Consider the following 22,985-nt stretch of genomic DNA (forward strand, 5'->3'; position numbering starts at 1 on the left):
GTCAGGCTTCCAGCACGCCCTTTGTGGACGGTACGCGACCGCCCTGGGCCGGATCGATGGCGACGGCGAACCTCAGGGCTCGCGCCAGCGCCTTGAAGCAGCTTTCGGCGATATGGTGGTCGTTCGAGCCGTAGAAGGTTTCGACGTGCAACGTCAATCCGGCCTGCATGGTGAAGGCGCGAAACCATTCCTCGACGAGCTGGGTATCGAAGCTGCCGATCTTGGCCGCGTGAAAGGCGGTGCGGAACACGAGATACGGACGGCCGGAGATGTCGACCACGACGCGTGAAAGCGCTTCGTCCAGTGGCAGCGTCACGTCGGAATAGCGGGTGATGCCGGCCTTGTCGCCGAGCGCCTTGCGGAAGCACTGCCCCAGCGCGATGCCGACGTCTTCGACGGTGTGATGATCGTCGATATGAACGTCGCCCCTCGCCTTGATCTCAAGATCGATCAGGCCGTGGCGGGCAATCTGGGTCAGCATATGATCGAAGAAGCCCACGCCGGTCGAGATGTCGGCTTCGCCACGACCGTCGAGATCAAGGCGGACGGAGATCTCGGTTTCGCGGGTCGAGCGGCTGAGGCTGGCCGTGCGCATGGCTCGCTGTCACTCCTTCGGCGGGATTATCCGGCTTCTATCAGGGGGAGAAGGAAATGAAAACGACAAAAGCCGCCCGCCTGCAACGGTCCGCCTGGGTCGGTTGTGTGTTGGTTCACTGAAGAGTGAACAAGAGAGCGGCTTCCAAGCTGTCCTTTTTGCCCTCGATGCCCCAAAAAACATCGCCGCCTTTCCAACCGTGACGCCCGATTACGGGCAGAGGGCGGCTAACGAATCCAGTCCGCCCGCATTTCTACGCCGATGGCCGATCTTCCTCCTTCTCCTGCCACCACCGCCGCGGGCTATTCGCCCGCCGTCGCCCTGACCATGGCAGCCATCGGCTTCATGCAGATCCTGGACAGCGCCATCATCAACACCTCCCTGCCGACGATGGCGCGCAGTTTCGGGGTGGCACCAATCGACCTGTCGCTGGCCGTCACCGCCTATGTTCTGGCCGCCGCAGCCGCTTCCCCGCTCGCCAACTGGCTGGCGGACCGCTTTGGCGCGCGCAACATACTGGTAGCGGCATTGGTCGCCTTCACTCTGTCGTCGATATGGTGCGCTCTGTCTCAGACATTGCCGGAGCTGATCGCGGCCCGCGTCGTGCAGGGAGTGGGCGGCGCATTGCTGCTCCCCGTCGGTACTGCCGTCGTGATGCGCCGGGCTGCCAGAGCCGACTTCGTGCGCGCCACGGCACTGATGGTTTGGCCTGCCCTGATGGCGCCGATCGTCGGGCCGGTTTTGGGCGGTTTCATCACCGAGCACCTGAGCTGGCACTGGAATTTCTGGCTCAACCTGCCGCTTGGCGCGTGTGGCCTGCTGGCGATCCTCAGGTTGGTTCCAAATGAACGCAACCCCGACCCTCGACCGTTCGATGTCGTCGGTTTCGCACTGTGCGCAACGAGCCTGACAACCTTGCTGGCCGGGTTCCAGCGATCGGCTGAAGCCGGCGGAGAACGCATTGTTGCCCTGACGATGATCGGCCTCGGCACGCTTCTCGGCTTCGCCGCGATCCGACACCTGAGGCGGCATTCGGCGCCCCTTCTGTCGCTTGGCGCGCTGTCGCATCCAAGCCTTGGGTACGCTTTCCATCCAGGTGGGCTCTATCGGATCCTGTTCTCGGCAGCGCCATTCCTGCTGCCTCTGTGGTTTCAGCTCGGCTTCGGATTGTCCCCGGCCTCGGCCGGCCTTTGGGTGCTCGTCTATTTCGTCGGCAACCTCGGCATCAAGGTGATTACCACGCCGCTGACGCGACGGTTCGGCTTCCGGTGTGTGCTTGTCGGCGATGGCGTGCTGGTGGCGTTGTCCATGGTGGCCTGCGCCTTGGTTGGATCGCTCGATCAACCGGTTCTGGTCGTGGCGATCCTGCTGTTTGCAGGTAGCGTCCGCTCCATACAGCTGACCACTCTGACCACGCTCGCCTTTGCCGATGTTCCCGAAGTGGAACGCGGCAACGCATCCAACCTGATCGCCATGATGCAGCAGGGAACCCAGGCCGCCGGTGTCGCCGTCGCGGCCTTCAGCTTGTCGGCCCTTCAGGCCGTATTGGGCACGGACGCCATCGGTCTTCCCGAACTTCAAGGAACGTTCTGGATCATGGCCGTCCTCGCCGTCGTTGGGGCCATCGCCGGCCTCAGGGTACCGGAGGCCTTCGGCCGCGAGGTCAGCGCGGCAACCGCTCGCTAGAAGGCCCTTCTCCCAGAAGTCGGCTCCGCGCCCATTTCGCTGCCTCGGCCACCACTTCGTCCCTGTCGTCCAGAAGCGAGGCGAGCGCCGACACGAGCGATCGATCCCCCGAGTTTCCTATGGCGATCGCGATGTTGCGCACGAATCGGTTGCGACCGATGCGCTTCACCGGAGAACCGGCAAACAGTGCCCTAAAGGCCGCATCGTCCAGAGTCGCCAGCGCTGCGAGCGATGGCGCTTCGAGATCGGTGCGCGGCCGCAGCTTCATTTCCGCCGCCTCACTGGCGAACTTGTTCCAGGGGCAGACGGCGAGGCAGTCATCACAACCATAGATGCGGTTGCCCATCAGAGGTCTCAGATCCTCCGGAACGGGACCGGCATGCTCGATGGTCAGATAGGAGATGCAGCGGCGTGCGTCGATCTGATAGGGCGCCGGCAAGGCCCCAGTCGGACAGGCGTCGAGGCAGCGGCGGCAGGCGCCGCAGCGGTCGGAGGCCGGCTCGTCCGGCGTCAATTCGGCGGCCGAGAGGATCACGCCGAGAAACAGCCACGAGCCGAAATCGCGCGAGACCAGATTGGTGTGCTTGCCCTGCCAGCCGATGCCGGCCAGCGCGGCGAGCGGCTTCTCCATCAGCGGCGCCGTATCGACGAATACCTTGACGTCGGCGCAGGTATCACGAGCGATGAGGCCGGCCACTTCCTTGAGGCGCCCTTTCAGCACGTCATGATAATCGCGATGGCGGGCATAGACGGAAATGTTGCCGACGTTGGGCCTTGCGAGGTTGTCCAGCGGATCGCTGTCCGGGCCGTAGTTCATCGCAAGGACAACGGCCGACTTCGCCTCGGGCCAGAGCACGCGCGGGTCGGCCCGACGGTCGAGCGTTTCCTCCATCCAGGCCATGGAGCCGTGCCGCCCGAGATCGACGAAGGCGCGCAATCGCCGCGCCGCATCGCCGAGCCGGTCGACCGGGGCGATGCCGATCGCCGAAAACCCGAGATCGCGAGCGCGCGCCCGCCAAGTCACCGCGCCGCTCCCTCAAGGGCCGCGTCAGAAGTCGAGATCGGTGTAGATCGGCGCCGCGGGAAGACCGGGCAGCCGGTCCGCCAGCAGGGTGCGGAAGGTCGGGCGCGACTTGATCCGGGCATACCAGTATTTGGCATTGAGATCCTCGTCCCAGGGAACATCGCCGACATAGTCGACGACCGACAGCTCGGCGGCGGCGGCAAGATCGGCGAAGGTGAGCTGCTCGCCGGAGAGCCAGTTGCGCGAGCCGGCCAGCCAGCCGACGTAGTGAAGATGATGCTTGATGTTGACGCGGGCAACCCTCAGCACCTGGTTGTCGGGCGATCCGCCGCCCAACTCACGCGGCAGTTCCAGCTTCGTGATCTTCTCGTGCAGGAAATACTGCACCGCCTCTTCATGGGTCTTGTGCAGAAACCAGTCGACGAGTCGACGCATCTCGGCGCGCGCTTCGGGATGATTGGGCATCAGGCGACGATCCCCGAGCGCGTAGCCGCGCGTCTCGTCGACATACTCCATGATCGGACCGGCGCCGACAATCGGCGGACCATCGTTTTCGACGAGCACCGGCACGTTTCCCGCCGGATTGAGCTCCAGGAACTCCGGGCGCCGTTCCCAGCTTTTCTCGACGATGAGGTCCACTTTCGCGTCATGCTCGGCGAGCATCAGCCGAACGAAGCGGGACGTGGTGGAAAAGGGATGATGATAGAGCTTGAGCATCGCGGACCCGGATCGCCGGCGGCGCCGGCGTCAGACAGGAAGGTGGAAACAGTTCGCCTGGAGTATCTGGCAAGGCTCCGCGCCATTCCGAAACGGACTGGCAGCAGGGCCGTGAGACTGGCCTATAGAGCCGACGACATGTATGAACAACTGGTTACCGACCTATCGCATTCGATCCACCCATTTTGACCGAAAGTTTCGCGACATGGATCTTACGGGCCTCATTCAAGCGCTTATCCTCGGCATCATTGAAGGTATCACCGAGTTCCTGCCCATTTCCAGCACCGGCCATCTCATCATTGCCGAACAGTGGCTCGGGGCTCGTTCGGACATGTTCAACATCGTCATCCAAGCCGGCGCCATCCTGGCGGTGACGGTGATCTACTGGCAACGACTTCTTGGCTTTCTCACGGGTTGGCGCGACCCGGAGACACGCCTTTATCTCGGCAAGCTGATCGTCGCCTTTCTGGTCACTTCGGTGCTGGGCCTGCTTGCCAAGAAACTCGGCTTCAAGTTGCCGGAAACCGTGGTGCCGATCGCCTGGGCACTGGTCATCGGCGGCTTCTGGATGATTCTCGCGGAGCATTTCGCAGCCAAGAGACCCGAAAGCAGCCATATCAGCTGGACAGTCGCCGTCGTGGTCGGCGTGGCGCAAGTGGTGGCAGGCGTTTTTCCCGGCACGTCGCGGTCGGCCTCGACCATCTTCGCGGCCATGCTGCTCGGCACCGGCAATCGGGCCGCCGCCACCGAGTTCGCCTTTCTGGTCGGCATTCCCACCATGTACGCGGCGAGCGCCTTCGAAATCGTCTCGACGCTCAAGGATGGCGCCGCGACAGCCAGCGAGGACTGGCTGGCTCTCGCCATCGCCTTCGTCGCTTCGGCGATCACTGCCTTCGTTTCGGTCAAGTGGTTGCTGGGCTACATCCAGACCAACCGCTTCACCGCCTTTGCCGTCTACCGCGTGCTGTTCGGCGGGCTGCTGTTCGCCATGATCCTGACCGGTTGGGTCCACTGACCCTGAAGGCTCAGGCCGGAGTGCCGTCCCGATCGTACTGACCGTGCGGGCGAAAGCGGACGGCATACTCCGGCAGCACCGCGCCGAGCGATGTCGGCGATATGCCGAAGGCTTCGAGCGTACGGCCCTCGCCGACGGCGGCGGCCGATACCACGCTTCCCGCTTTCAGGAGTTCGACCTGATCGGGCGTCAGAGGCGCACCGGGCACCCAGGCGGTCAATCGAGCAAGCACAGAGGCCAGCCCGAAAGGAATCGTCAGCAGACGCCGCCGACGGCCGGTCTCGGCGAGCAGGCGTTCGAGAATGGCACGAAAGGTGAGCACTTCCGGCCCACCCAGCTCGTAGATGCGGCCGCCCGCAATGCCGCCGTTCACGGCACGAGCAACGGCCTCGGCAACATCGCCGGCGAACACAGGCTGCAGGAGCGTCAGACCGCCGCCGATCAGTGGCAGCACCGGACTGAGCATGGACAGTTCGCCGAATCGATTGATGAACTGGTCCTCGGGTCCGAAAATGACCGACGGCCTCAGCACGACAGCATTCGGCATGGCATCGAGGACCGCCGCTTCACCCGCGGCCTTGGTACGGGCATAAACCGAGCGCGACGCGGCGTCGGCGCCAATGGCGGAGACGTGGACGAGGCGAGAGATACCGGCAGCGGACGAGGCTTCGGCCACTGCCCGGGCGCCAAAAGCCTGGACGGCGGCGTAAGTCTGGCGGCCGGTGGGAGACAGAATGCCAACGAGGTTGACGACGGCGTCCGCACCGCTGACGGCCCGATCGACCGAAGCGCGGTAGCGCAGGTTGGCTTGCATCGGCATGATCTGGCCGGGACTGCCGAGAGGTTGCAGATGCGCCGCCAGATCGGGCCGCCGGCACGCCGCTCGTATGCGCCAGCCCTCCTTGGCCAATGCCCGCACGACATGACGACCGAGGAAGCCGGAGGCCCCGAAAACGGTAACGATCGGCTTTTCTTCCCGAACGACGGGCATGGCGATCCCTTCCTGCGAACAGTTGCGATGAACGAACCCGGCCGCCGGCGCTCATGATGGCCGGCGTCCCTGCAAAACCAACTTATTAAGGCAGGAAGCCGCGCCCTGTACAGACCGCACCGCGTAGCATTCCGTAGCCGGCGCCATTTCTTCGGCAGGGATCGAAATGGCGGTTGACAACATCGCGCCGACCCCGTATTCACCCCGCCAGCCGACGACCCCTGTGCCCAGGTGGCGGAATTGGTAGACGCGCACGGTTCAGGTCCGTGTGCCGCGAGGCGTGAAGGTTCGAGTCCTTTCCTGGGCACCATCGTCGATCGGCATCGATCGACGAGATGTCGGTCTCATTATTCTGCATGCGAAAACAACCTGCCTTCACGGCGGGTTTTTTCATGCCCGCGTCCAGCGCGGAGCAGCCTTGCGGCACATCGTTTTAGAACGGTTCCATGCTTGCCGAAATTCGGCAATGCGCATAATCCCTTGCCTGCCAACAACGACAAGCGCCGACGCGGCATTCGGCCGCGACGAGAGCCTATTTTCGAGGAACGATACCCATGATTGCCCAGCGCATCACCGACGACGTCCATTCGCTTCGTGCCATCGACTGGGACCGAAAGCTGTTTGACGAACTGGTGCCGCTGCCCGAGGGAACGACGTACAACTCCTATCTGATCCGCGGGCGGGACAAGACCGCACTGATCGACACGGTCTATCCGCCCAAGGCCGAGGAACTGCTCGCCGCGCTCAAGGCGGCCGGCGTCGAGCGGCTCGACTACATCGTCGCCAATCATGCCGAGCAGGACCACTCCGGTTCCATTCCGGCGTTGCTTGCCCTCTTTCCGGACGCAAAGGTGGTGACGAACGCCAAGTGCAAGCGCTTCATCCTCGACACGTTACCGGTCGACCGCGACGCCTTCGTCACCGTGCGCGATGGCGACACCCTCGACCTCGGCGGCAAGACGCTGTCCTTCCACCTGACGCCGTGGGTGCATTGGCCGGACACGATGGTGACTTTCGCGATCGAGGATCGAATCGCCTTCACATGCGACTTCCTCGGCGCTCACCTCGCCACCACCGAGCTGTTCGCTCGCGACGAGGCGCAGGTCGCCATCTCCGCCAAGCGCTACTATGCCGAGATCATGATGCCTTACCGCAGCTTCTCGGCCGAAGCGCTCGGCAAGGTCGAGGCGCTCGCGCCGCTGTTCGTGGCGCCCAGCCATGGCCCGGTTCACGATCGCCCGTCCTTTATCTTCGACCTCTATCGGGGCTGGACGTCCGATGAGGTCAAGCCGCTGGTCGTCATTCCGTACGTGTCGATGTACGAAAGCACGGCGAAGATGGTCGCCATTCTTGTTGACCGCCTCACCGAGCGCGGCGTCGCCGCGCAGCCGGTCAACGTGGTGGATCTCGACAGCGGCGCCTTGGCCATGAGCATTGTCGACGCCTCGACCATCGTCTTCGCCTCTCCGACCGTGCTGTCGGGACCACATCCGAGTCTTGCGGCGGCGGCCATCCTCATCAACGCCCTGTCGCCGAAGACGGCCAAGGTGGCGGTCATGGGCTCCTTTGGCTGGGAGGGCAACCTGCCGGACCAAGTGATCGCTCTCCTGCCCCGCCTCAAGGCCGAGGTTCTGGAGCCGGTCATGACCAAGGGACTGCCAAGGGCGGAGACCCTCGAGGAAATCGGTCGGCTCGCCGACGAAATCGCCGGACTCCGAGCCACAGAGGCAGTGGCGGCCTGATTGCCGGTCAGCCGACCGGCGCACAATTTTCTTGCGCTTGTCCGGTCGGCGTCCGCATATACGGAAAATCGTTTCCTGGGACCGGTGGCCATGCCACCGGTCGCCGTTGCGTATCCACAGTCCGCAATGGTCCTCCGACCGTTCGGATGGAGCGCCAGCTTGCAGAGTTCGACCATGACCATTCGCCTTCACACCGGCGACCTTCCCGATCTCGACGCCTACGGCGACGTTGTCGCCATCGACACCGAAACGCTCGGCCTGAACCCGCATCGCGACCGGTTGTGCGTCGTGCAGCTATCGCCGGGTGACGGATCGGCCGATGTCGTGCAGATCGCCAAGGGCCAGACCTCCGCGCCGAACCTCGTCCGTCTGCTCACCGATCCCCGGCGCATCAAGGTGTTTCACTTCGCCCGCTTCGACGTCGCCATTCTCAAGCGCACTTTCGGCATCACCGTAACGCCCCTTTTCTGTACGAAGATTGCGTCAAGGCTCACACGGACATACACGGACCGGCACGGCCTGAAGGATGTCACCAAGGAACTCCTCGGCATCGACATCTCCAAGGCGCAGCAATCGTCGGACTGGGGCGCCACGACGCTCAGCCAGGCGCAGCTCGATTACGCCGCTTCGGATGTTCTCAATCTTCACGCGCTGCGCGAGCGGCTTCTGGCGATGCTCGAACGCGAGGGGCGGATGGAAATGGCGGAGGCCTGCTTCCGCTTCCTGCCGACCCGTGCCGATCTCGATCTGGCCGGCTGGGCAGACGAGGACATTTTCTCCCACAGCTGAGCTCGGTTGTGCGAGGGAGCCGGCGAACGAAGGTCGGTCGGACGTCGAAATGACGGAAAAGCGAGGCGATCGTCGTCAGGCGATTGCCCGAATGTGATCGCAAGCCTCTCGCGACACGGCAAGCGTTGGTTTATCTTTTATGCTTAAGGTGTGCCGGGCAACAATCGATCTGCCCGGCCAGAGAGGGTCATCGAGGCTCGATCAAGACCGAAGACAGGGGCACCGTCGACAAAACGGGAACAAGGGATGAGCGGCATCGCGGCGAACCGCGCTTTCGATGGCAGTGATCTGGGACCGTTCGGAGACACCGCCGAGCGGGCGCGGCAGTTTGCCATCGCGGCGCGGGAAAGCAGACGCGTTCGCCGCCTGCGCGTCATCCTGCCGGCGGTCGGCGCTTTGCTTTGCCTGATCGTGGTGGCCGCAACGGTCATCACCCGCATCAGCATCAGCCTCAGCATCGGCGACCTGAAGATCACGACCGAGGGGCTCGCCATGGATGCGCCGCACCTGTCGGGCAGCGACGGCAAGGGCCGTACCTATGCCGTTAGCGCCGAAAGCGCCGTGCAGGACCTCGGCGATACCCGGATCATCCGTCTCAAAGGTATCGAGGCGACCGTGACCCAGGCCGACGGCAGCCGCGCCCGCCTTCTCGCCGACAGCGGCGTCTACGATTCCGCAGCGCAGACGGTGGTGCTCAAGGAGAACATCCGGTTGAGCAACTCCGACGGTTCGGGCGGCGCGCTGGAGAGAGCCGAGATCAACCTTTCCACCGGATCGCTGACGTCCGACAGTCCGGTGGCGTTCTCATCACGCCTCGGCGAGATCAGCGCCGAGAAGATGGGTGTCGAAAAGAGGGCGGGCACCGTTACCTTTTCGGGCGGCGTTCGCATGACCGTCGATCCGACCGTACGCCCGGGCGGCGGCGACAAAGCACTTCCCGGCCGAACCGAGCAAGGCGCCGGAGGCGCATCGGAAGCGGCTCCGTGACAACAATCAGTCGGCTCGGCGCGCTTCACCCGAGTCCACGACGTTCTAGCCGCCTCAAGAAGGCAGAAGGCAACTCAAGATGACCCGCATGCCTCGCACCAGCCTTTTCAGCCGGGCCGCAGCCGCCGGCCTGCTGGTCGCCCTCGCACTCTCCCCGGCCCTCGCGGCCGAGCAGACGGGAAAGCTGCCACCCAATGCCTACCAGGGTCTTGGCATGTCCTCCGACCAGCCGATCCAGTTCGAATCGGAACAGCTTGAGGTACACGATCAGGACAAGACCGCGACGTTCATCGGTCACGTCATCGTCCGGCAGGGGGAAACAGTTCTGAAGACCGACCGCCTCATGGTGTTCTACCAGGGCTCGCCCACCGGGGAGGGACCGCAGCAGGTCAGTCGCCTCGAGGCGAAAGGCAGCGTGCTGGTGACTTCCGCCAACCAGACGGCAAGCGGCGATGCGGCCACCTTCGACACCGCAGCCAATACGATCATGCTCACCGGTAACGTCGTGCTAACCCAGGGCGACAATGTCATCCGCGGTTCGAAGCTGCTGATCGACATCAATACCAGTCAGGCCAAGATGCTCGGCGGCCGGGTGCAGATGCTGATCGCTCCGAAATCGCTCGACACCAAGGGCTGATGCCCCCTTTCTGCCGGATACCAGAGCCTTGCTGAAGCGCTTCGCCCAGACCGAGACCCCGCCGCCGTCCGAGGTGGCAGACACATCCGATCTTGCCGTCTTCGATCTCGTCAAGACCTTCGGCCAGCGGCCGGTGGTGCGCGGCGTTTCCATGCAGGTCCGGCGTGGCGAAGCCGTCGGCCTTCTCGGCCCCAACGGCGCCGGCAAGACCACGCTGTTCTACATGATCACGGGGCTCATTCCGGCCAACGGTGGTCGGATCTTCCTCGACGGGCATGACATCACCGGTTACCCGATGTTCCGCCGCGCCCGACTGGGCATCGGCTATCTGCCGCAGGAAGCGTCGATCTTCCGAGGCCTCACCGTCGAGAACAACATTCGCGCCGTTCTCGAACTGGTCGAGCCGAATCGCGACGCCCGCGAGGCGGAACTCGATGCGCTGCTCGACGAGTTTCACCTCGCCCACCTGCGCCGCCAGCCGGCGATCGCCCTTTCCGGTGGCGAGCGGCGACGCGCCGAAATCGCCCGAGCGCTGGCCAGCCGGCCGATCTTCATGCTGCTCGACGAGCCGTTCGCCGGTGTCGACCCGATCGCCGTCGGCGACATCCAGGCGCTGGTGCGCCACCTGACCGGACGCGGCATCGGCGTGCTGATCACCGACCACAACGTTCGCGAGACGCTCGGCCTCATCGACCGCGCCTACATCCTGCACTCCGGCATGCTGCTGGTGGAAGGAACGCCCGACGACATCATCGCCGACGCCGACGCGCGGCGCGTTTACCTCGGCGAGCAATTTACCCTTTGAAGCTGCCCTCTGCCTAGGTTATGAAGCAAGAAGCGGACCACCTTCGGCCGCCTCACTGATTTCATGGCTTCCGCGTCGGCGCGGGATGGACGGGGGTTGCTCGATGGCGCTGTCGGCGCGGCTCGAACTCAGGCAAAGCCAGTCGCTGGTGATGACGCCGCAGCTGATGCAGGCCATCAAGCTGCTTCAGCTGTCCAACATGGATCTCGTCACCTATATCGAGCAGGAGCTTGAGCGCAATCCGCTGCTCGAACGCGCTGACGACGGCGGTGACGGCGAGGCGCCTGTCGCCGAACCGGTCGATACCGACCTGCCGGCACGGGCCGACGCGCCGGACTGGTTCGAGACCGAGGGCGCGCCGAGCTCGGAACGGGTTTCCAACGTACTGGATACCGATATCGGCAACGTCTACCCCGACGATGCCGGCCAGCCCGAACGCCAGCCTCTCGACGTCGGCGCGCTTGCCGGGGGAGACTGGGCGTCGGTGGGCCGCGGCGGTACCGGCGAGGACTACAGCCTCGAAAGCTTCGTGGCCGGCGAAATCAGCCTGGGCGATCATCTCGCCGAGCAGCTGGCCGTTGCGATCACGGACCCGGCGCTCCGTCTCATAGGCCACGATCTCATCGACCAGGTGGACGAAGCCGGCTACCTCAGGGCCGATCTCGCCGCGACCGCCGAACGGCTGGGCGCTCCGCTTTCGGACGTCGAGAAAGTGGTCGCCGTGCTCCAGACCTTCGAGCCGACCGGGATCTGCGCTCGCAACCTCGCCGAATGCCTGGCCTTGCAGCTTGCCGAGAAGGACCGGCTCGACCCGGCAATGCAGGCGCTGATCGCCCATCTCGACCTTCTCGCACGGCGCGATCTCCCCGCGCTCAAGCGACTTTGCGGCGTCGACGACGACGATCTGGGCGACATGATCAAGGAGATCCTGGCGCTCGACCCCAAGCCGGGTCATGCCTTCGGTTCGACGCAGGTCCAGACGGTGGTGCCCGACGTGATGGTCCAGTCGGCCGCCGATGGAGGCTGGACGGTGGAACTCAACACCGACACGCTGCCGAAGGTGCTGGTCAACCAGACCTATTATGCCGAAGTGTCGAAAACGGCCCGCGAGGAAGAAAAGACCTACCTTGGTGAATGCTTCCAGTCGGCCAACTGGTTGACCAAGAGCCTCGATCAACGCGCCAAGACCATCCTGAAGGTGGCAACCGAGATCGTCCGCCAGCAGGACGGCTTCCTGACCCACGGCGTCGCCCACCTGAGGCCGCTCAATCTCCGGATGATCGCCGATGCCATCGGCATGCACGAATCGACGGTGTCGCGCGTTACCTCGAACAAGTACATGGCGACGACGCGAGGCATCTTCGAGCTCAAGTACTTCTTCACCTCCTCGATCGCTTCCTCCGAAGGCGGCGACGCCCATTCGGCCGAAGCCGTGCGCCATCGCATCCGGCAGCTGATCGACGCCGAGACTGCCGACGACGTGCTTTCCGACGACACGCTCGTCAAGATGCTGCGTGACGACGGCATCGACATCGCCCGTCGTACGGTGGCCAAGTATCGGGAAGCGTTACGCATTCCTTCCTCCGTGCAGCGCCGGCGCCTGAAGCAGCTTGCCGGGGCGTAGAATCGCGGTAACCTTTCGGAAATCGGGGGTCATCCGGAAGGCGGATTGATATCGCCACCGGCCGACGCCACATCTGATGCATGCGGGCGCGTCGCCCGGCAACGCCAGCTCAGGGGAGGTTTTCGGCTTTTCCGCTTCCAAACCCCGATCGGCGCTTGCCCCAGCCAAGAGCTGAGGAGCAAGGGGGAAAGCGGCAACACCACCCACCGACGAGACGGAAAGCCGCGCCCCCGCTCGTCGGCGCCGGCCGAGACCCGCCAAGCGCGGACGGCCGGAGACGCAGGTGCTGGACGAGACATCGCCAGTGACCCGGTCGGTTCATAAAGGCGCGAGAAACGAGGACTCTGATGCCGCTTCGCATTACCGGAAAGAACGTCGACATCGGCCAGGCGCTTCGCGAGCACATCACCACACGCACCACCGAGGAACTCGGCAAGTATTACGACGAAGCCTTCACCGGGCATGTCGTGGTGCAGAAGGAGGGCAAGGCCTACATTGTCGACTGCTCGATCCAGCTCGCCTCCGGCACGACGCTGCAATCGCGGGGCGAGGATTTCGAGGTTTATCCGGCGGCCGAGAAAGCGGTCGAGCGAATCGGCAAGCGGATGCGGCGCCACAAGCGCAAGCTGAAGAACTTCAAGGGCGGTGAATCGGCAGCCGGCGACCAGACGCCGGGCGGTCGGTCTTGGGGCGATATCGATGCCCAGGCGACGGTGTTCGCCGCCTTCGACGACGAGGAGCTCGGCGAGGACTTCGCGCCAACCGTCGTGGCGGAAACAACCCAGAAAATCCGTACGATGAGTGTCGGATCGGCAGTCAGCGAACTCGACTTCACCGGTGCGCCCCTGGTGATTTTCCGCAATGCCGGCAATGGCGGCGTCAATGTCGTCTACCGCCGCAATGACGGGAATATCGGCTGGGTAGACCCCTCGCTCAACGAAATCGCCGGCTGACGGGGCTCATCCCATCTGTCCTTTCTCGGTTCAGACCTATATGAAGGCGAGGGTCGGGGTTACCCGGCCCTCTGCCAAACTTGGAACAAGACGATGGATCTGAGCGACCTCCTTGTGATCGATGCAATCCTGCAGCGGCTCAAGACCGCCAACAAGAAGCAGGCGCTTCAGGAGATGGCCGCCAAGGCTGCCGCTCTCACCGGACGGGACGAGCGCGACATCTTCGAGACGCTGATGCAGCGCGAGAAGCTGGGTTCGACCGGCGTGGGACACGGCGTTGCCATTCCTCACGGCAAGCTGGTGGGCCTCGAACGGTTGGTCGGGGTCTTTGCCCTTCTCGATCGGCCGATCGACTTCGATTCGCTCGACGGCGAACCGGTCGACGTGGTGTTCCTGCTGCTTGCGCCGGAAAGCGCCGGTGCGGATCATCTGAAGGCATTGGCCCGCATAGCTCGTGTCCTGCGCGACGACGAGACGGCTGCCAAACTTCGTGCTGCCGACGATGCCACGGCGATGTATGCGCTTCTCACCGAGAACGTTCGCTCGGACGCCGCCTGAGGTCCGTATCCTAACCTCGGAATGCCCGGAGCGGTGTGCTGCGATTGTATCCACGGCTGTTGATTTCTGAAAACAAATCATGAACAATGGTGGGTGGAGACTCGATGATGCCCCTGCCGACAGCCGCATTTTCCTCCCCGATCGAAAGCTTCGTCAACGACGGGCGACAATCGGAAGCCGCGCGCCTCGTGCAACGCGGTGTTGGCCGTCTATTGGCGGGCCATGGATTTTCCGTTCTTTACGAACTGCCGCTCGCATCGGGGCGGCGGGCCGACGTCGTGGCCCTGGGCGGCAACGGTGACATTTTCATCGTCGAGATCAAGTCGTCGGTGGAAGATTTCCGCGCCGACCGCAAGTGGCCCGACTATCGCCTCCATTGCGACCACCTGTTCTTTGCCACCCACGCCGGCGTGCCCGCAGATATCTTTCCGGAGGACGCTGGGCTGATCGTTGCCGACGGTTATGGCGGAGCGATCCTTCGGGAGGCACCCAGCCATCGACTCGCCGCCGCGACGCGTCGGGCGATGACCCTGCGCATCGCCCAAGTGGCGGCGCGTCGCATCCAGCAACTGATCGACCCGCAACTTCCCGACATGGGCGCCTTCTAGAGCAGTTCCAGCAAAAGTGGGTACCGGTTTTGCGTCCGGAACTGCGTCTTAACAAAGAGATAGAGTTTTTCCGGCGAACCCAAGTTCACCGGAAAAACTCTAGAACGTTCGCCAAGCGGGCTGAAATCGGTAGCGCATTCATGCTGCGGGCGCTGGGCCAAAGGGCGAACAGACTGAAGTCTATGCCTAAAACGCGGTTTTCAGCGCCTGTTCGCGACTAAGAGCGGGGGTGGCGCCGCTTGCCGCGGCGCGTGCGGGCGCTATCCTTTTCTTCACCGACAACGGGGCGGCGGAGGACATCGCAAGGGGGGCGGTCATAACCGCCTGGAGGACGGCGTGCCGTATTATCATAGCTACTCCGGGTCCGAAGCGGCCAAACCGCCGCTGCCATCCAATCGTCGGCCGCCGGAGGCGTCCGGCCCTTCGGCCGACTTGTACGCTCGCGTCGCGCGCCGCTATTGCCCTCCGGCGTTCGATCTCGGCACCGCCTTTTTCTCCGGGGTGCGTGGCCCCGTCATCGAGCGCGTGCGACGGGCGACGCCTTTCTGGAGGCTTATCGCCTTCGATCGTCTGGCGCCCGGAGCCGACGGCACCGTTCCCTCGGTATTGGTGCTGCCGCCCTATGCCGGTCACTTTCCAACCCTTGTCCGCGATACCGTGGCTGCTTTCCTACCCGATCATTCGGTGCATGTCGCAGGCTGGGCCGATGCCCGGCGCGTGCCGCTTTCGGCCGGCGCCTTCGGGCTAGGCGAGGCGGTGGAGGCCGTCGCCGAAATGATCACGGAGATCGGAGGGCCGGTGCATGTGGTTGCCATCGCCGAGGCCGGCGTCGTCGGCATTGCAGCCGCCACCTTGCTTGGAAGGAGCAATCGCGCGCCCGCTTCATTGACACTGATCGGCGGGCCAATCGATTGCCGCGCCGACCATGCCGGGCTTGCCGCCGAGGCGGCCGCGCGCGGACTCGATTGGCTCGTGCGGGCGGTGATTGCTCCGGTCCCACCTCCCTTCGAAGGCGCCTATCGCGAAGTGTTTCCAGGCTTCTTCGCCCTCACAGGCTTCCTGACGCGCAACCTCGACCGCTCCACCGTCGACCATAAGGAACTGTTCCTGGGGCTTGTTTCCGGCGATGGCGACGGCGCCGATGGCCACCGCGGCTTCTTCGAAGAGTTTCTGGCGGTCATGGACGTGCCTGCCGAATTCGTTCTGCAGTGGATCGAGGCGGTCCTGATCGACCTGCCCTTCGCCCCGGATCTCGGCAAGGCGTTCCTGCCCGCCGCCGCGCCGCCGCTCTCCGGCATCCCCTTGATGACGGTGGAGGCAGGACGCGATGTTTTCGGCGGCGGCGGCCAAACGCATGCGGCTCACCTGATGACCGGTTCGCCGCAAGGAGGATGTCGCCATACCGAGGATGAGGCTGGCCGGTTCGCTCTCTTCAGTGGTGCGCGCTGGCGTGCTTCGGTGTTTCCGCGTGTCGCCGACTTCATATCCAATCACGCCGATCCGCCAGGACGTTCGAAGCCCTGCAAGGTCGAGGATCTCCTGAAGCTGTCCGGGCTCACCCCTGCACTTGTTGGCCGGCTCAACCGGGAAGGCATCTACTTCGTCTATCAGCTCGCCCGGCTCGACGAGGCCTCGGCGAGCGAGCTCGACCGCCGCCTCGGGACAATGGCCCACCCGCTCGCCGCCCAACTCGCACGCGAGGCGCGCTTTCGCCTCGGTGAGGTCGGGCGATCTTGAACGGCGTAGACGGCAAGGCCATATAGAACGCTGATCACCGGGTGCCTCAGGGGCCCGGTCAAGGTCGCTTCCTTGCGAGGACTTTGAACAATGACGAGATTGGCAGGCTTCTCGAGCCCGTTCCTTCTGGGCTTCGATGAGATCGAGCGTGCGCTCGACCGCGTGTCGAAGGCCGCGAACGATGGTTATCCTCCGTACAACATCGAACGCATCGAACGCGAAGGTCCGGAAGGCGACGTGTTGCGCATCACGCTGGCCGTAGCCGGGTTCACGCGTGAGCAACTCGACGTTTCCGTCGAAGAGAACCAGCTCGTGATCCGGGGTCGGCAGGCGGACGACAAATCGCGCCTCTATCTCCACCGGGGCATTGCAGCGCGGCAGTTCCAACGCACCTTTGTCCTTGCCGAAGGCATCGAAATCCTTGGGGCCGACCTCCGAAACGGTCTGTTGTCGATCGATCTGGTGCGACCGCCGCTCGAACGCGTCATTCGGCGGATCGAGATCAACGCCGAGGATTGACGATAAACGCGCCGGTCACCTTTTCCCACTAGACTGCGTTTCAGACCCGACCGCCCTTCGCCGGCGAACGGTGTCTCTCCTCTTGTCCGGTCAAGACCGGCAAGGGGAAAGGAGTAAAGCGATGGCTACTTTCACCAAGACCACTTCCGCCGACGACCGGAAGATAATGCCCGATGCCGCCTTCCGGCAACTCGGTGGTGGCAGCGTTGCCTATCTACGCCGCGTCTCCTCCGATGACGTGATCGCTGCCCATCCCGGGTATCTCGACCTTAGGCCCGGCATGAAGCTGTGGGCGCTGCATTCGGCCGACGGACAGCCGATCATGCTGACGGACAGCCGCGAGGCGGCCATCGCCAACGCCACCGAGGCCGACCTCACGCCGATGATGGTGCACTGATCGGATCTAGTCCGAACCGATGGCGAGGGCGGCGAAGCCCTCGTCGGTCGGAAAGCGCGTTGCGGCCTCGGCTGCGATGCGACGTGCCGCAGCAGTCTCGCCAGCGTCTCTCAGAAACCGGATGCGCCGACGCGGCACCTCCTTGAGGTAGCGTTTGACAAGGCTCGACAGGATGGCGTCGGCAGCGATGGCTGCGTCGAGCCCGGCAAGCAAAGCCTCCGCCCGGACAAGGTCGCCCGCCCGTTCCGCTGCCTCGGCCGCAAGCATCGCAAGGCCCGGGTTGATTTCCGGCAAGAGTGCCATCAAGGCATCCGGATCAAGCGCCGCTCCGCCGTCGATGGCGGCTCGGGCGGCGGCGAACCGGGCGTGAGCCAGCCAATCGACCGAAGGAACGAACAAGCCGCGCGCGGCCGCTTCAACCGCAATGTCGCGACGGAACGTCGCTATGACCTTGCGAATGATGTTCAGGCTGTAGAGGTGGTCATGAACCTCGTGACTTGAGCGAAGCGGCACCAGGGTCGCATTGTCCGGTAGCTTCAGAGCGGCGAGACGGGCACCGACACCGCTGTCGTAAGGATCGTAAAGGGGAACGATCACCCGCGCAGCGCCCCTTCGTGGAACCGCCAGAAACTCTCCGAGATCGGCCTCTCCTTGTCTCATCGAGAGGCCGGCCGCGGCCGACTGACTGCCAGGCTCGCCGATCCGGAAGTCCGGCGCGAACGCGTAAAGCTCGGCCTCGGGATACCTGGCGGCGGCGGCCCCAGCACCGAAGGCACCCATCGAACTACCGTAGAGAATGATGCGCGCGGCCCTTGCAGCCGATGCCGCCTCGCCGATCAATCGGTCGATGAACGCGTCTCGATTTCGGTACCAGTTGTTCTCCGGCTCGTTGAGAAACAGACGGCTGTGCGTGGTGGTCGCGAACAGGCGCTCGAGGCCGAACTTTCCGCTGGGGACACGCACCTGGCTGAAGACGACGACCAGCGTGTCGCTTCCCAGATGGAATCGACTGGCGAGGCCGTCTTCCTCTCCCTCAAGCAAGGAAGCTGTCATTTTCGGAAAGCCGCCGGTTGCCATGGCCGCGTCACTGCAGCACACCCATGATCGACGCTGGAGAGACGGGACATGGCTGATTCGCTACCCCAAGGAGAGCACGGCAGCGGCGGTTCGCCGCGACTGCCGCTGATCGACGCCACCCGTGGCGTAATGCTTCTCGCCATGGCCTCCTACCATTTTTCATGGGACCTCGCCAATGTGAGGCTGGTCAGCTGGGGCGTCGCCAGCGATCCGCTCTGGCGCGCCTATGCCGCGGCGATCGCCGGCAGCTTTCTGCTGCTGTCCGGCGTTTCCTTTCGCCTGGCCGAGCGCAATGGCTTCGATCTGTTCCGCTACGCAAACCGGCTCCTGCGCCTTGCAATCGCCGCCGCAGCCGTATCGATCGCGACCTATCTCGTCTTTCCCGACGCCTGGGTATTCTTCGGCATCCTGCATATGATGCTGCTGGCCAGCCTTCTCGCGCCGCTGCTCGTTCGCCTGCCCAATGCGGTCTTGATCCTTCTCGCGGCCGGAGCCCTCGTTCTGCCTCAGGTATGGCGGTCGCCCACCTTCGACGGCATCGGTTGGGGTTTCCTGGGTCTCGCGGAAACGCCACCGGTCGCCAACGATCTTGTGCCGCTGTTTCCCTGGATCGCTCCCTATATCGTCGGTCTCGTTACCGGAGGCCCGCTGACGCGCCTTGGCGAACGCCAGGCATGGCCGCTGCCCCGCCGCACACACTGGCTCGCCTGGATTGGCCGGCATTCGCTTCTGTTCTATCTGCTGCACCAGCCGTTGCTCTATGGCCTGGCCGTAGGCCTCGCGACTCTCATTCCGGTTGATCCAGCAGTCCAGAGGGCAGGCTTCGTCACCGACTGTCGCCTCGAGTACGAGCGACACGGCGCGACCGAGGAGATGTCCGAGCGCTTCTGCGGTTGCGTCGCGGCCTCGGTCGACGACACCGGCATCTGGGAGAGTCGCGAAGATGATCCTTCCTTCGGCCCTCTGCTCGCCACCGCCGTGCAGGCCTGTCAGGTGCAGCCGTCGGGCGAGGTTCCCGACTCGTTGGCGCCCGAAGGGACTGACGACAGCGACTGACGGCAGGGCCCAAGACGCACAAAAGCCGGCGGGAGCGGCCGCCGGCTTTTGTGGCAGTTGTGGATCCGACGCTCAGCCGGCAGGCGTCTCGGCGGACTCGCGGCGATCCTGTTCCTTCAGCTCGTCGATGCGCGGCATCGACATGATCGAATAGCCGGAATCAACGAAATGGACTTCGCCGGTGACGCCCGACGACAGATCCGACAACAGATACAGGGCCGAACGGCCGACCTCGTCGATCGTGACGGTCCGCTTGAGCGGCGCGTTCTTCTTCTGGAAATTGAACATCAGCCGAGCATCGGTGACGCCCGAACCGGCCAACGTCCGAACCGGACCGGCCGAGATGGCGTTGACCCGAATGCCGTCGCCGCCGAAGTCGGCGGCGAGATAGCGCACCGAGCTTTCGAGTGCCGCCTTGGCAACGCCCATGACGTTGTAGTTCGGCATGACGCGCGTCGAGCCGCCATAGGTCAGCGTGAGCAGGCTGCCGCCCGCCGTCATCATCGCGGCCGCCTTGCGGGCGACTTCGGTGAAGGAGAACACCGAGATGACCATGGTGCGCGAGAAGTTGGCGCGCGTGGTGTCGGCGTAACGACCTCTGAGTTCGTTCTTGTCGGAGAAGCCGATCGCATGCACCAGGAAATCGAGCTGCCCCCACTCGGCTTTGAGGGCAGCGAACACCGCGTCGACCGACGCCTCGTCCTCGACATCGCACGGAAGAAGGAGCTTCGCCCCAACCTCCTCGGCCAAAGGCCTGACGCGACGACCGAAGGCCTCGCCCTGATAGGTGAAGGCCAGTTCGGCACCGGCGGCGGAAAGAGCCTTGGCAATACCCCAGGCGATGGAATGGTCGTTGGCGACGCCCATAACGAGGCCGCGCTTGCCGGCCATGAGTCCATTCATGATCTGACGTCCCGAGAAGAAGAAACCGCCCGGCGGAGCCGGGCGGATGGATCAGGCGGCGTAGCGCTGGAGAACCAGCGTGGCGTTTGTGCCGCCGAAGCCGAAGCTATTGGAGAGCACGGTGTCGATTTTGGCATCATCGATCCGATCGCGCACGATCGGCATGTCGGCGAAAGCCGGATCGATTTCCTCGATGTGTGCGCTTTTCACGATGAAGCGGTTGTTGATCATCAGAAGCGAATAGATCGCTTCCTGCACGCCGGTGGCCCCCAGCGAGTGGCCGGTGAGCGACTTGGTCGCAGAAATCGGCGGACAATTGTCGGCACCGCCGAACACCGTGCGGATCGCCTCGATTTCCGGGGCGTCGCCGGCCGGCGTCGACGTGGCGTGCGGATTGATGTAGTCGATCTTCTCTTTCACCGTGGAAAGCGCCTGGCGCATGCAGCGCACCGCGCCCTCGCCCGACGGAGCGACCATGTCGTAGCCGTCGGAGGTGGCGCCATAGCCGACGATCTCGCCATAGATCTTGGCGCCGCGCGCCTTGGCATGCTCCAGCTCCTCGAGAACCAGCACACCGGCACCGCCGGCGATGACGAAACCGTCGCGGTTCTTGTCATAGGCGCGCGAGGCCGTGGCCGGCGTGTCGTTGTACTTGGACGCCATGGCACCCATGGCATCGAACAGCACGGACAGCGTCCAGTCGAGCTCTTCGCAGCCACCGGCGAACATCACGTCCTGCTTGCCGTACTGGATCATCTCGTAGGCGTTGCCGATGCAGTGATTGGACGTCGCGCAAGCCGAGGAGATCGAATAGTTGACGCCCTTGATCTTGAACCACGTCGCCAGCGTCGCCGAGGCGGTGGAGCTCATCGCCTTGGGAACCGCGAACGGGCCGACCTTCTTGGACGAACCGCTTTCGATGGTCTTCAATGCCGACTCGACGATGACGCGCGTCGAGGGACCGCCCGATCCCATGATGATGCCGGTGCGTTCGTTGGAAACGTCGCCGGCCTCGAGACCGGCATCGAGAATGGCCTGGTCCATCGCGACGTGGTTCCAGGCGGTTCCGCCACCGTGGAATCGCATCGCACGCCGGTCGACCACCGTAGCGGGATCGAGAGACGGCGCACCATGAACCTGGCAGCGGAAACCATGCTCGGCGAAGGTGGGGGCGAAGGTGATGCCGGAGCGGGCATCATGGAGGGACGCCAGCACCTCCTGCGTATTGTTGCCGATCGAGGACACAATGCCCATGCCGGTGACGACGACGCGTCTCATGGCTGTCTTTCCTTGTTCTGATGCGGGCGGCGCTCAGGCGGCCTTGAACAGGCCGACGCGGAGATCCGTCGCCTTGTAAATGGTCTCGCCGTCGGCCTTCAGCCAGCCGTCACCAATGCCGAGCACCAGCTTGCCGCGCATAACCCGCTTGAGATCGACGCCATATTCGACCAGCTTGACGGCAGGGGTGACCATGCCGCTGAACTTCACCTCGCCGACGGAAAGAGCCCGTCCCTTGCCGGGAGAGCCCGACCAACCGAGGAAGAAGCCGAGCATCTGCCAGAGAGCGTCGAGGCCCAGGCAGCCGGGCATGACCGGGTCGCCCTTGAAGTGGCAGGGGAAGAACCAGAGGTCGGGCCGGATCGCCAGAGTGGCACGGATGAGGCCCTTGCCAAACTCGCCCCCGACCTCGGCGATCTCGGAGATGCGATCGAACATCAGCATCGGCGGCATCGGCAGTTGGGCATTACCCGGTCCGAACAACTCCCCACGTCCGCAGGAAAGGAGATCCTCATACTCGTAGCTGTTCTTGCGAAGACTCATGCTGCTGTCCGTACCTTATCCCTTCGGGCCTGCCCAAGGCAGCGCCAATCGCCGTCCGTGAGGACGGTGTTCGTGGTGGGTCGATCTCTAACACAGGCAAGGCGTCCTCGAAAGCCTTGGTACAAACGCGGCAATGGCCTTTTTGGCGTGTTCTTGCAGTCTCCACCCACTTTGCTAATATGTCGCAATCGAAAAAGCCGTCTGGCCTCAGCCGACCACCCAGGATAACGACATCATGGACCGCCCGCTTCCCTCCAGCCCGTCCACTGCCGCGACGGACATGGCACGCCGCACCGCCGTCGGCACGCAATCGGCAGCCGGCGCTTCCATGATCGCCAAGATACCGGTGCGAACGCGCCTGCGGGACGTCGGTCTCCGGCCCACCCGCCAGCGCGTGGCGCTTGCCGAGATCCTGTTCTCGCACGGCCACCGTCATCTCTCGGCCGAAGATCTGCATGCCGAGGCCTTGACCGCCAAGGTTCCGGTGTCTCTCGCCACCGTCTACAACACGCTGAACCAGTTCACCGAAGCCGGCCTGCTGCGCGAGGTGGCCGTTGAAGGCACGCGGACCTATTTCGATACCAATACCGAAGATCATCATCATTTCTATGTCGAGGACGAAAACCGGGTGTTCGACATTCCCGGCCCTCACGTGGAGATCGGCGACCTGCCGCCGGCACCTGCCGGCATGGAGATCGTCCGTGTCGATGTGGTCGTCCGCCTTCGCAACAAGCGCTGAGCAAG

24 protein-coding genes and 1 tRNA gene are annotated in these 22,985 nt (G+C 64.1%); 17 read left to right on the plus strand and 8 right to left on the minus strand.

Annotated elements, in window-relative coordinates:
* Position 1: 1 nt before the first annotated feature.
* Positions 2 to 595 carry an imidazoleglycerol-phosphate dehydratase HisB gene (hisB, locus tag M4J39_RS15315; RefSeq protein ID WP_251729284.1) on the minus strand — a complete coding sequence of 198 codons (594 nt, stop codon included), beginning with the start codon at positions 593 to 595 and terminating at the stop codon, positions 2 to 4.
* Positions 596 to 856: 261 nt separating this feature from the next.
* Here hisB and M4J39_RS15320 point away from each other — a divergent pair, with 261 nt between their 5' ends.
* Positions 857 to 2,281, plus strand: coding sequence for an MFS transporter (locus M4J39_RS15320; RefSeq protein WP_251729285.1), 1,425 nt, complete (start codon positions 857 to 859; stop codon positions 2,279 to 2,281).
* Here the strand turns inward: M4J39_RS15320 and queG are convergent.
* A complete protein-coding gene (queG, locus tag M4J39_RS15325; protein WP_371875461.1) occupies positions 2,259 to 3,305 on the minus strand; it encodes a tRNA epoxyqueuosine(34) reductase QueG in 1,047 nt (348 codons plus the stop codon). The genes M4J39_RS15320 and queG overlap by 23 nt on opposite strands.
* Positions 3,306 to 3,329: 24 nt before the next feature.
* Positions 3,330 to 4,022 carry a glutathione S-transferase family protein gene (locus tag M4J39_RS15330; RefSeq protein WP_251729286.1) on the minus strand — a complete coding sequence of 231 codons (693 nt, stop codon included), beginning with the start codon at positions 4,020 to 4,022 and terminating at the stop codon, positions 3,330 to 3,332.
* 205 nt (positions 4,023 to 4,227) lie between these two features.
* On the opposite strand from M4J39_RS15330, the gene M4J39_RS15335 reads away from it, so the two are divergent.
* Complete coding sequence (locus M4J39_RS15335; RefSeq protein ID WP_251729287.1) at positions 4,228 to 5,037, plus strand: undecaprenyl-diphosphate phosphatase; 810 nt, start codon at positions 4,228 to 4,230, stop codon at positions 5,035 to 5,037.
* Between the two features lie 10 nt (positions 5,038 to 5,047).
* On the opposite strand, the gene M4J39_RS15340 is transcribed toward M4J39_RS15335, so the two are convergent.
* Positions 5,048 to 6,028, minus strand: coding sequence for a complex I NDUFA9 subunit family protein (locus tag M4J39_RS15340; protein ID WP_251729288.1), 981 nt, complete (start codon positions 6,026 to 6,028; stop codon positions 5,048 to 5,050).
* Between the two features lie 225 nt (positions 6,029 to 6,253).
* Between M4J39_RS15340 and M4J39_RS15345 the strand changes: the two genes are divergently transcribed.
* From M4J39_RS15345 to M4J39_RS15405, 13 genes are all read left to right on the plus strand, one after another.
* A tRNA-Leu gene (locus tag M4J39_RS15345) sits at positions 6,254 to 6,338 on the plus strand.
* Positions 6,339 to 6,582: 244 nt separating this feature from the next.
* Positions 6,583 to 7,770, plus strand: a complete 1,188-nt coding sequence (locus tag M4J39_RS15350; RefSeq protein WP_251729289.1) for an FprA family A-type flavoprotein — start codon at positions 6,583 to 6,585, stop codon at positions 7,768 to 7,770.
* A gap of 174 nt (positions 7,771 to 7,944) precedes the next feature.
* On the plus strand, positions 7,945 to 8,559 hold the full coding sequence (locus M4J39_RS15355; protein ID WP_251729290.1) for a ribonuclease D: 615 nt from the start codon (positions 7,945 to 7,947) through the stop codon (positions 8,557 to 8,559).
* 246 nt (positions 8,560 to 8,805) lie between these two features.
* On the plus strand, positions 8,806 to 9,546 hold the full coding sequence (lptC, locus tag M4J39_RS15360) for an LPS export ABC transporter periplasmic protein LptC (protein WP_251729291.1): 741 nt from the start codon (positions 8,806 to 8,808) through the stop codon (positions 9,544 to 9,546).
* 79 nt (positions 9,547 to 9,625) lie between these two features.
* Entirely contained in the window at positions 9,626 to 10,183 is a 558-nt protein-coding gene (gene lptA, locus M4J39_RS15365) for a lipopolysaccharide transport periplasmic protein LptA (RefSeq protein WP_251729292.1), read from the plus strand.
* A gap of 10 nt (positions 10,184 to 10,193) precedes the next feature.
* Positions 10,194 to 10,988 (plus strand): LPS export ABC transporter ATP-binding protein, encoded by a 795-nt coding sequence (gene lptB / locus M4J39_RS15370; RefSeq protein WP_371875470.1) that lies wholly within the window; start codon positions 10,194 to 10,196, stop codon positions 10,986 to 10,988.
* A 103-nt stretch (positions 10,989 to 11,091) separates the two neighbouring features.
* Entirely contained in the window at positions 11,092 to 12,612 is a 1,521-nt protein-coding gene (gene rpoN, locus M4J39_RS15375; protein WP_251729293.1) for an RNA polymerase factor sigma-54, read from the plus strand.
* A gap of 347 nt (positions 12,613 to 12,959) precedes the next feature.
* Positions 12,960 to 13,565 (plus strand): ribosome hibernation-promoting factor, HPF/YfiA family, encoded by a 606-nt coding sequence (hpf, locus tag M4J39_RS15380; RefSeq protein ID WP_251729294.1) that lies wholly within the window; start codon positions 12,960 to 12,962, stop codon positions 13,563 to 13,565.
* Between the two features lie 93 nt (positions 13,566 to 13,658).
* Positions 13,659 to 14,123: a PTS IIA-like nitrogen regulatory protein PtsN gene (ptsN, locus tag M4J39_RS15385; protein ID WP_251729295.1), complete on the plus strand. Its 465-nt coding sequence runs from the start codon at positions 13,659 to 13,661 to the stop codon at positions 14,121 to 14,123.
* A 104-nt stretch (positions 14,124 to 14,227) separates the two neighbouring features.
* On the plus strand, positions 14,228 to 14,731 hold the full coding sequence (locus tag M4J39_RS15390; RefSeq protein WP_371875462.1) for an MmcB family DNA repair protein: 504 nt from the start codon (positions 14,228 to 14,230) through the stop codon (positions 14,729 to 14,731).
* Between the two features lie 336 nt (positions 14,732 to 15,067).
* A complete protein-coding gene (locus M4J39_RS15395; RefSeq protein WP_251729296.1) occupies positions 15,068 to 16,468 on the plus strand; it encodes a polyhydroxyalkanoate depolymerase in 1,401 nt (466 codons plus the stop codon).
* Between the two features lie 90 nt (positions 16,469 to 16,558).
* The gene (locus M4J39_RS15400; RefSeq protein WP_251729297.1) at positions 16,559 to 16,987 is read left to right on the plus strand and encodes an Hsp20 family protein; all 429 of its coding nucleotides are present in this window, start codon (positions 16,559 to 16,561) and stop codon (positions 16,985 to 16,987) included.
* A gap of 121 nt (positions 16,988 to 17,108) precedes the next feature.
* On the plus strand, positions 17,109 to 17,384 hold the full coding sequence (locus M4J39_RS15405) for a DUF1150 family protein (RefSeq protein WP_371875463.1): 276 nt from the start codon (positions 17,109 to 17,111) through the stop codon (positions 17,382 to 17,384).
* 6 nt (positions 17,385 to 17,390) lie between these two features.
* On the opposite strand, the gene M4J39_RS15410 is transcribed toward M4J39_RS15405, so the two are convergent.
* Positions 17,391 to 18,437, minus strand: a complete 1,047-nt coding sequence (locus M4J39_RS15410) for a hypothetical protein (protein WP_251729298.1) — start codon at positions 18,435 to 18,437, stop codon at positions 17,391 to 17,393.
* Positions 18,438 to 18,509: 72 nt separating this feature from the next.
* On the opposite strand from M4J39_RS15410, the gene M4J39_RS15415 reads away from it, so the two are divergent.
* The gene (locus M4J39_RS15415) at positions 18,510 to 19,517 is read left to right on the plus strand and encodes a heparan-alpha-glucosaminide N-acetyltransferase (protein ID WP_251729299.1); all 1,008 of its coding nucleotides are present in this window, start codon (positions 18,510 to 18,512) and stop codon (positions 19,515 to 19,517) included.
* A gap of 72 nt (positions 19,518 to 19,589) precedes the next feature.
* On the opposite strand, the gene fabI is transcribed toward M4J39_RS15415, so the two are convergent.
* The 3 genes from fabI to fabA are packed head-to-tail and all read right to left on the minus strand — an operon-like array spanning position 19,590 to position 22,241.
* The gene (gene fabI / locus M4J39_RS15420; RefSeq protein WP_251729300.1) at positions 19,590 to 20,420 is read right to left on the minus strand and encodes an enoyl-ACP reductase FabI; all 831 of its coding nucleotides are present in this window, start codon (positions 20,418 to 20,420) and stop codon (positions 19,590 to 19,592) included.
* A gap of 51 nt (positions 20,421 to 20,471) precedes the next feature.
* A complete protein-coding gene (gene fabB, locus M4J39_RS15425; protein ID WP_251729301.1) occupies positions 20,472 to 21,698 on the minus strand; it encodes a beta-ketoacyl-ACP synthase I in 1,227 nt (408 codons plus the stop codon).
* 33 nt (positions 21,699 to 21,731) lie between these two features.
* On the minus strand, positions 21,732 to 22,241 hold the full coding sequence (gene fabA / locus M4J39_RS15430) for a 3-hydroxyacyl-[acyl-carrier-protein] dehydratase FabA (RefSeq protein WP_251729302.1): 510 nt from the start codon (positions 22,239 to 22,241) through the stop codon (positions 21,732 to 21,734).
* Between the two features lie 328 nt (positions 22,242 to 22,569).
* Here fabA and irrA point away from each other — a divergent pair, with 328 nt between their 5' ends.
* Positions 22,570 to 22,980, plus strand: coding sequence for an iron response transcriptional regulator IrrA (irrA, locus tag M4J39_RS15435; RefSeq protein ID WP_251729554.1), 411 nt, complete (start codon positions 22,570 to 22,572; stop codon positions 22,978 to 22,980).
* Positions 22,981 to 22,985 lie beyond the last annotated feature (5 nt).

This window comes from Pleomorphomonas sp. NRK KF1, from assembly GCF_023721755.1.
Classification (GTDB): Bacteria; Pseudomonadota; Alphaproteobacteria; order Rhizobiales; family Pleomorphomonadaceae; genus Pleomorphomonas.

Excerpts from the sequence above, each read along its gene's own strand:
- hisB (WP_251729284.1), bottom strand. The coding sequence starts at position 595 with ATGCGCACGGCCAGCCTCAGCCGCTCGACCCGCGAAACCGAGATCTCC.
- M4J39_RS15320 (WP_251729285.1), top strand. The coding sequence starts at position 857 with ATGGCCGATCTTCCTCCTTCTCCTGCCACCACCGCCGCGGGCTATTCG.
- M4J39_RS15330 (WP_251729286.1), bottom strand. The coding sequence starts at position 4,022 with ATGCTCAAGCTCTATCATCATCCCTTTTCCACCACGTCCCGCTTCGTT.
- M4J39_RS15335 (WP_251729287.1), top strand. The coding sequence starts at position 4,228 with ATGGATCTTACGGGCCTCATTCAAGCGCTTATCCTCGGCATCATTGAA.
- M4J39_RS15340 (WP_251729288.1), bottom strand. The coding sequence starts at position 6,028 with ATGCCCGTCGTTCGGGAAGAAAAGCCGATCGTTACCGTTTTCGGGGCC.
- M4J39_RS15350 (WP_251729289.1), top strand. The coding sequence starts at position 6,583 with ATGATTGCCCAGCGCATCACCGACGACGTCCATTCGCTTCGTGCCATC.
- M4J39_RS15355 (WP_251729290.1), top strand. The coding sequence starts at position 7,945 with ATGACCATTCGCCTTCACACCGGCGACCTTCCCGATCTCGACGCCTAC.
- lptC (WP_251729291.1), top strand. The coding sequence starts at position 8,806 with ATGAGCGGCATCGCGGCGAACCGCGCTTTCGATGGCAGTGATCTGGGA.
- lptA (WP_251729292.1), top strand. The coding sequence starts at position 9,626 with ATGACCCGCATGCCTCGCACCAGCCTTTTCAGCCGGGCCGCAGCCGCC.
- rpoN (WP_251729293.1), top strand. The coding sequence starts at position 11,092 with ATGGCGCTGTCGGCGCGGCTCGAACTCAGGCAAAGCCAGTCGCTGGTG.
- hpf (WP_251729294.1), top strand. The coding sequence starts at position 12,960 with ATGCCGCTTCGCATTACCGGAAAGAACGTCGACATCGGCCAGGCGCTT.
- ptsN (WP_251729295.1), top strand. The coding sequence starts at position 13,659 with ATGGATCTGAGCGACCTCCTTGTGATCGATGCAATCCTGCAGCGGCTC.
- M4J39_RS15390 (WP_371875462.1), top strand. The coding sequence starts at position 14,228 with ATGATGCCCCTGCCGACAGCCGCATTTTCCTCCCCGATCGAAAGCTTC.
- M4J39_RS15400 (WP_251729297.1), top strand. The coding sequence starts at position 16,559 with ATGACGAGATTGGCAGGCTTCTCGAGCCCGTTCCTTCTGGGCTTCGAT.
- M4J39_RS15405 (WP_371875463.1), top strand. The coding sequence starts at position 17,109 with ATGGCTACTTTCACCAAGACCACTTCCGCCGACGACCGGAAGATAATG.
- M4J39_RS15410 (WP_251729298.1), bottom strand. The coding sequence starts at position 18,437 with ATGACAGCTTCCTTGCTTGAGGGAGAGGAAGACGGCCTCGCCAGTCGA.
- M4J39_RS15415 (WP_251729299.1), top strand. The coding sequence starts at position 18,510 with ATGGCTGATTCGCTACCCCAAGGAGAGCACGGCAGCGGCGGTTCGCCG.
- fabI (WP_251729300.1), bottom strand. The coding sequence starts at position 20,420 with ATGAATGGACTCATGGCCGGCAAGCGCGGCCTCGTTATGGGCGTCGCC.
- fabB (WP_251729301.1), bottom strand. The coding sequence starts at position 21,698 with ATGAGACGCGTCGTCGTCACCGGCATGGGCATTGTGTCCTCGATCGGC.
- fabA (WP_251729302.1), bottom strand. The coding sequence starts at position 22,241 with ATGAGTCTTCGCAAGAACAGCTACGAGTATGAGGATCTCCTTTCCTGC.
- irrA (WP_251729554.1), top strand. The coding sequence starts at position 22,570 with ATGATCGCCAAGATACCGGTGCGAACGCGCCTGCGGGACGTCGGTCTC.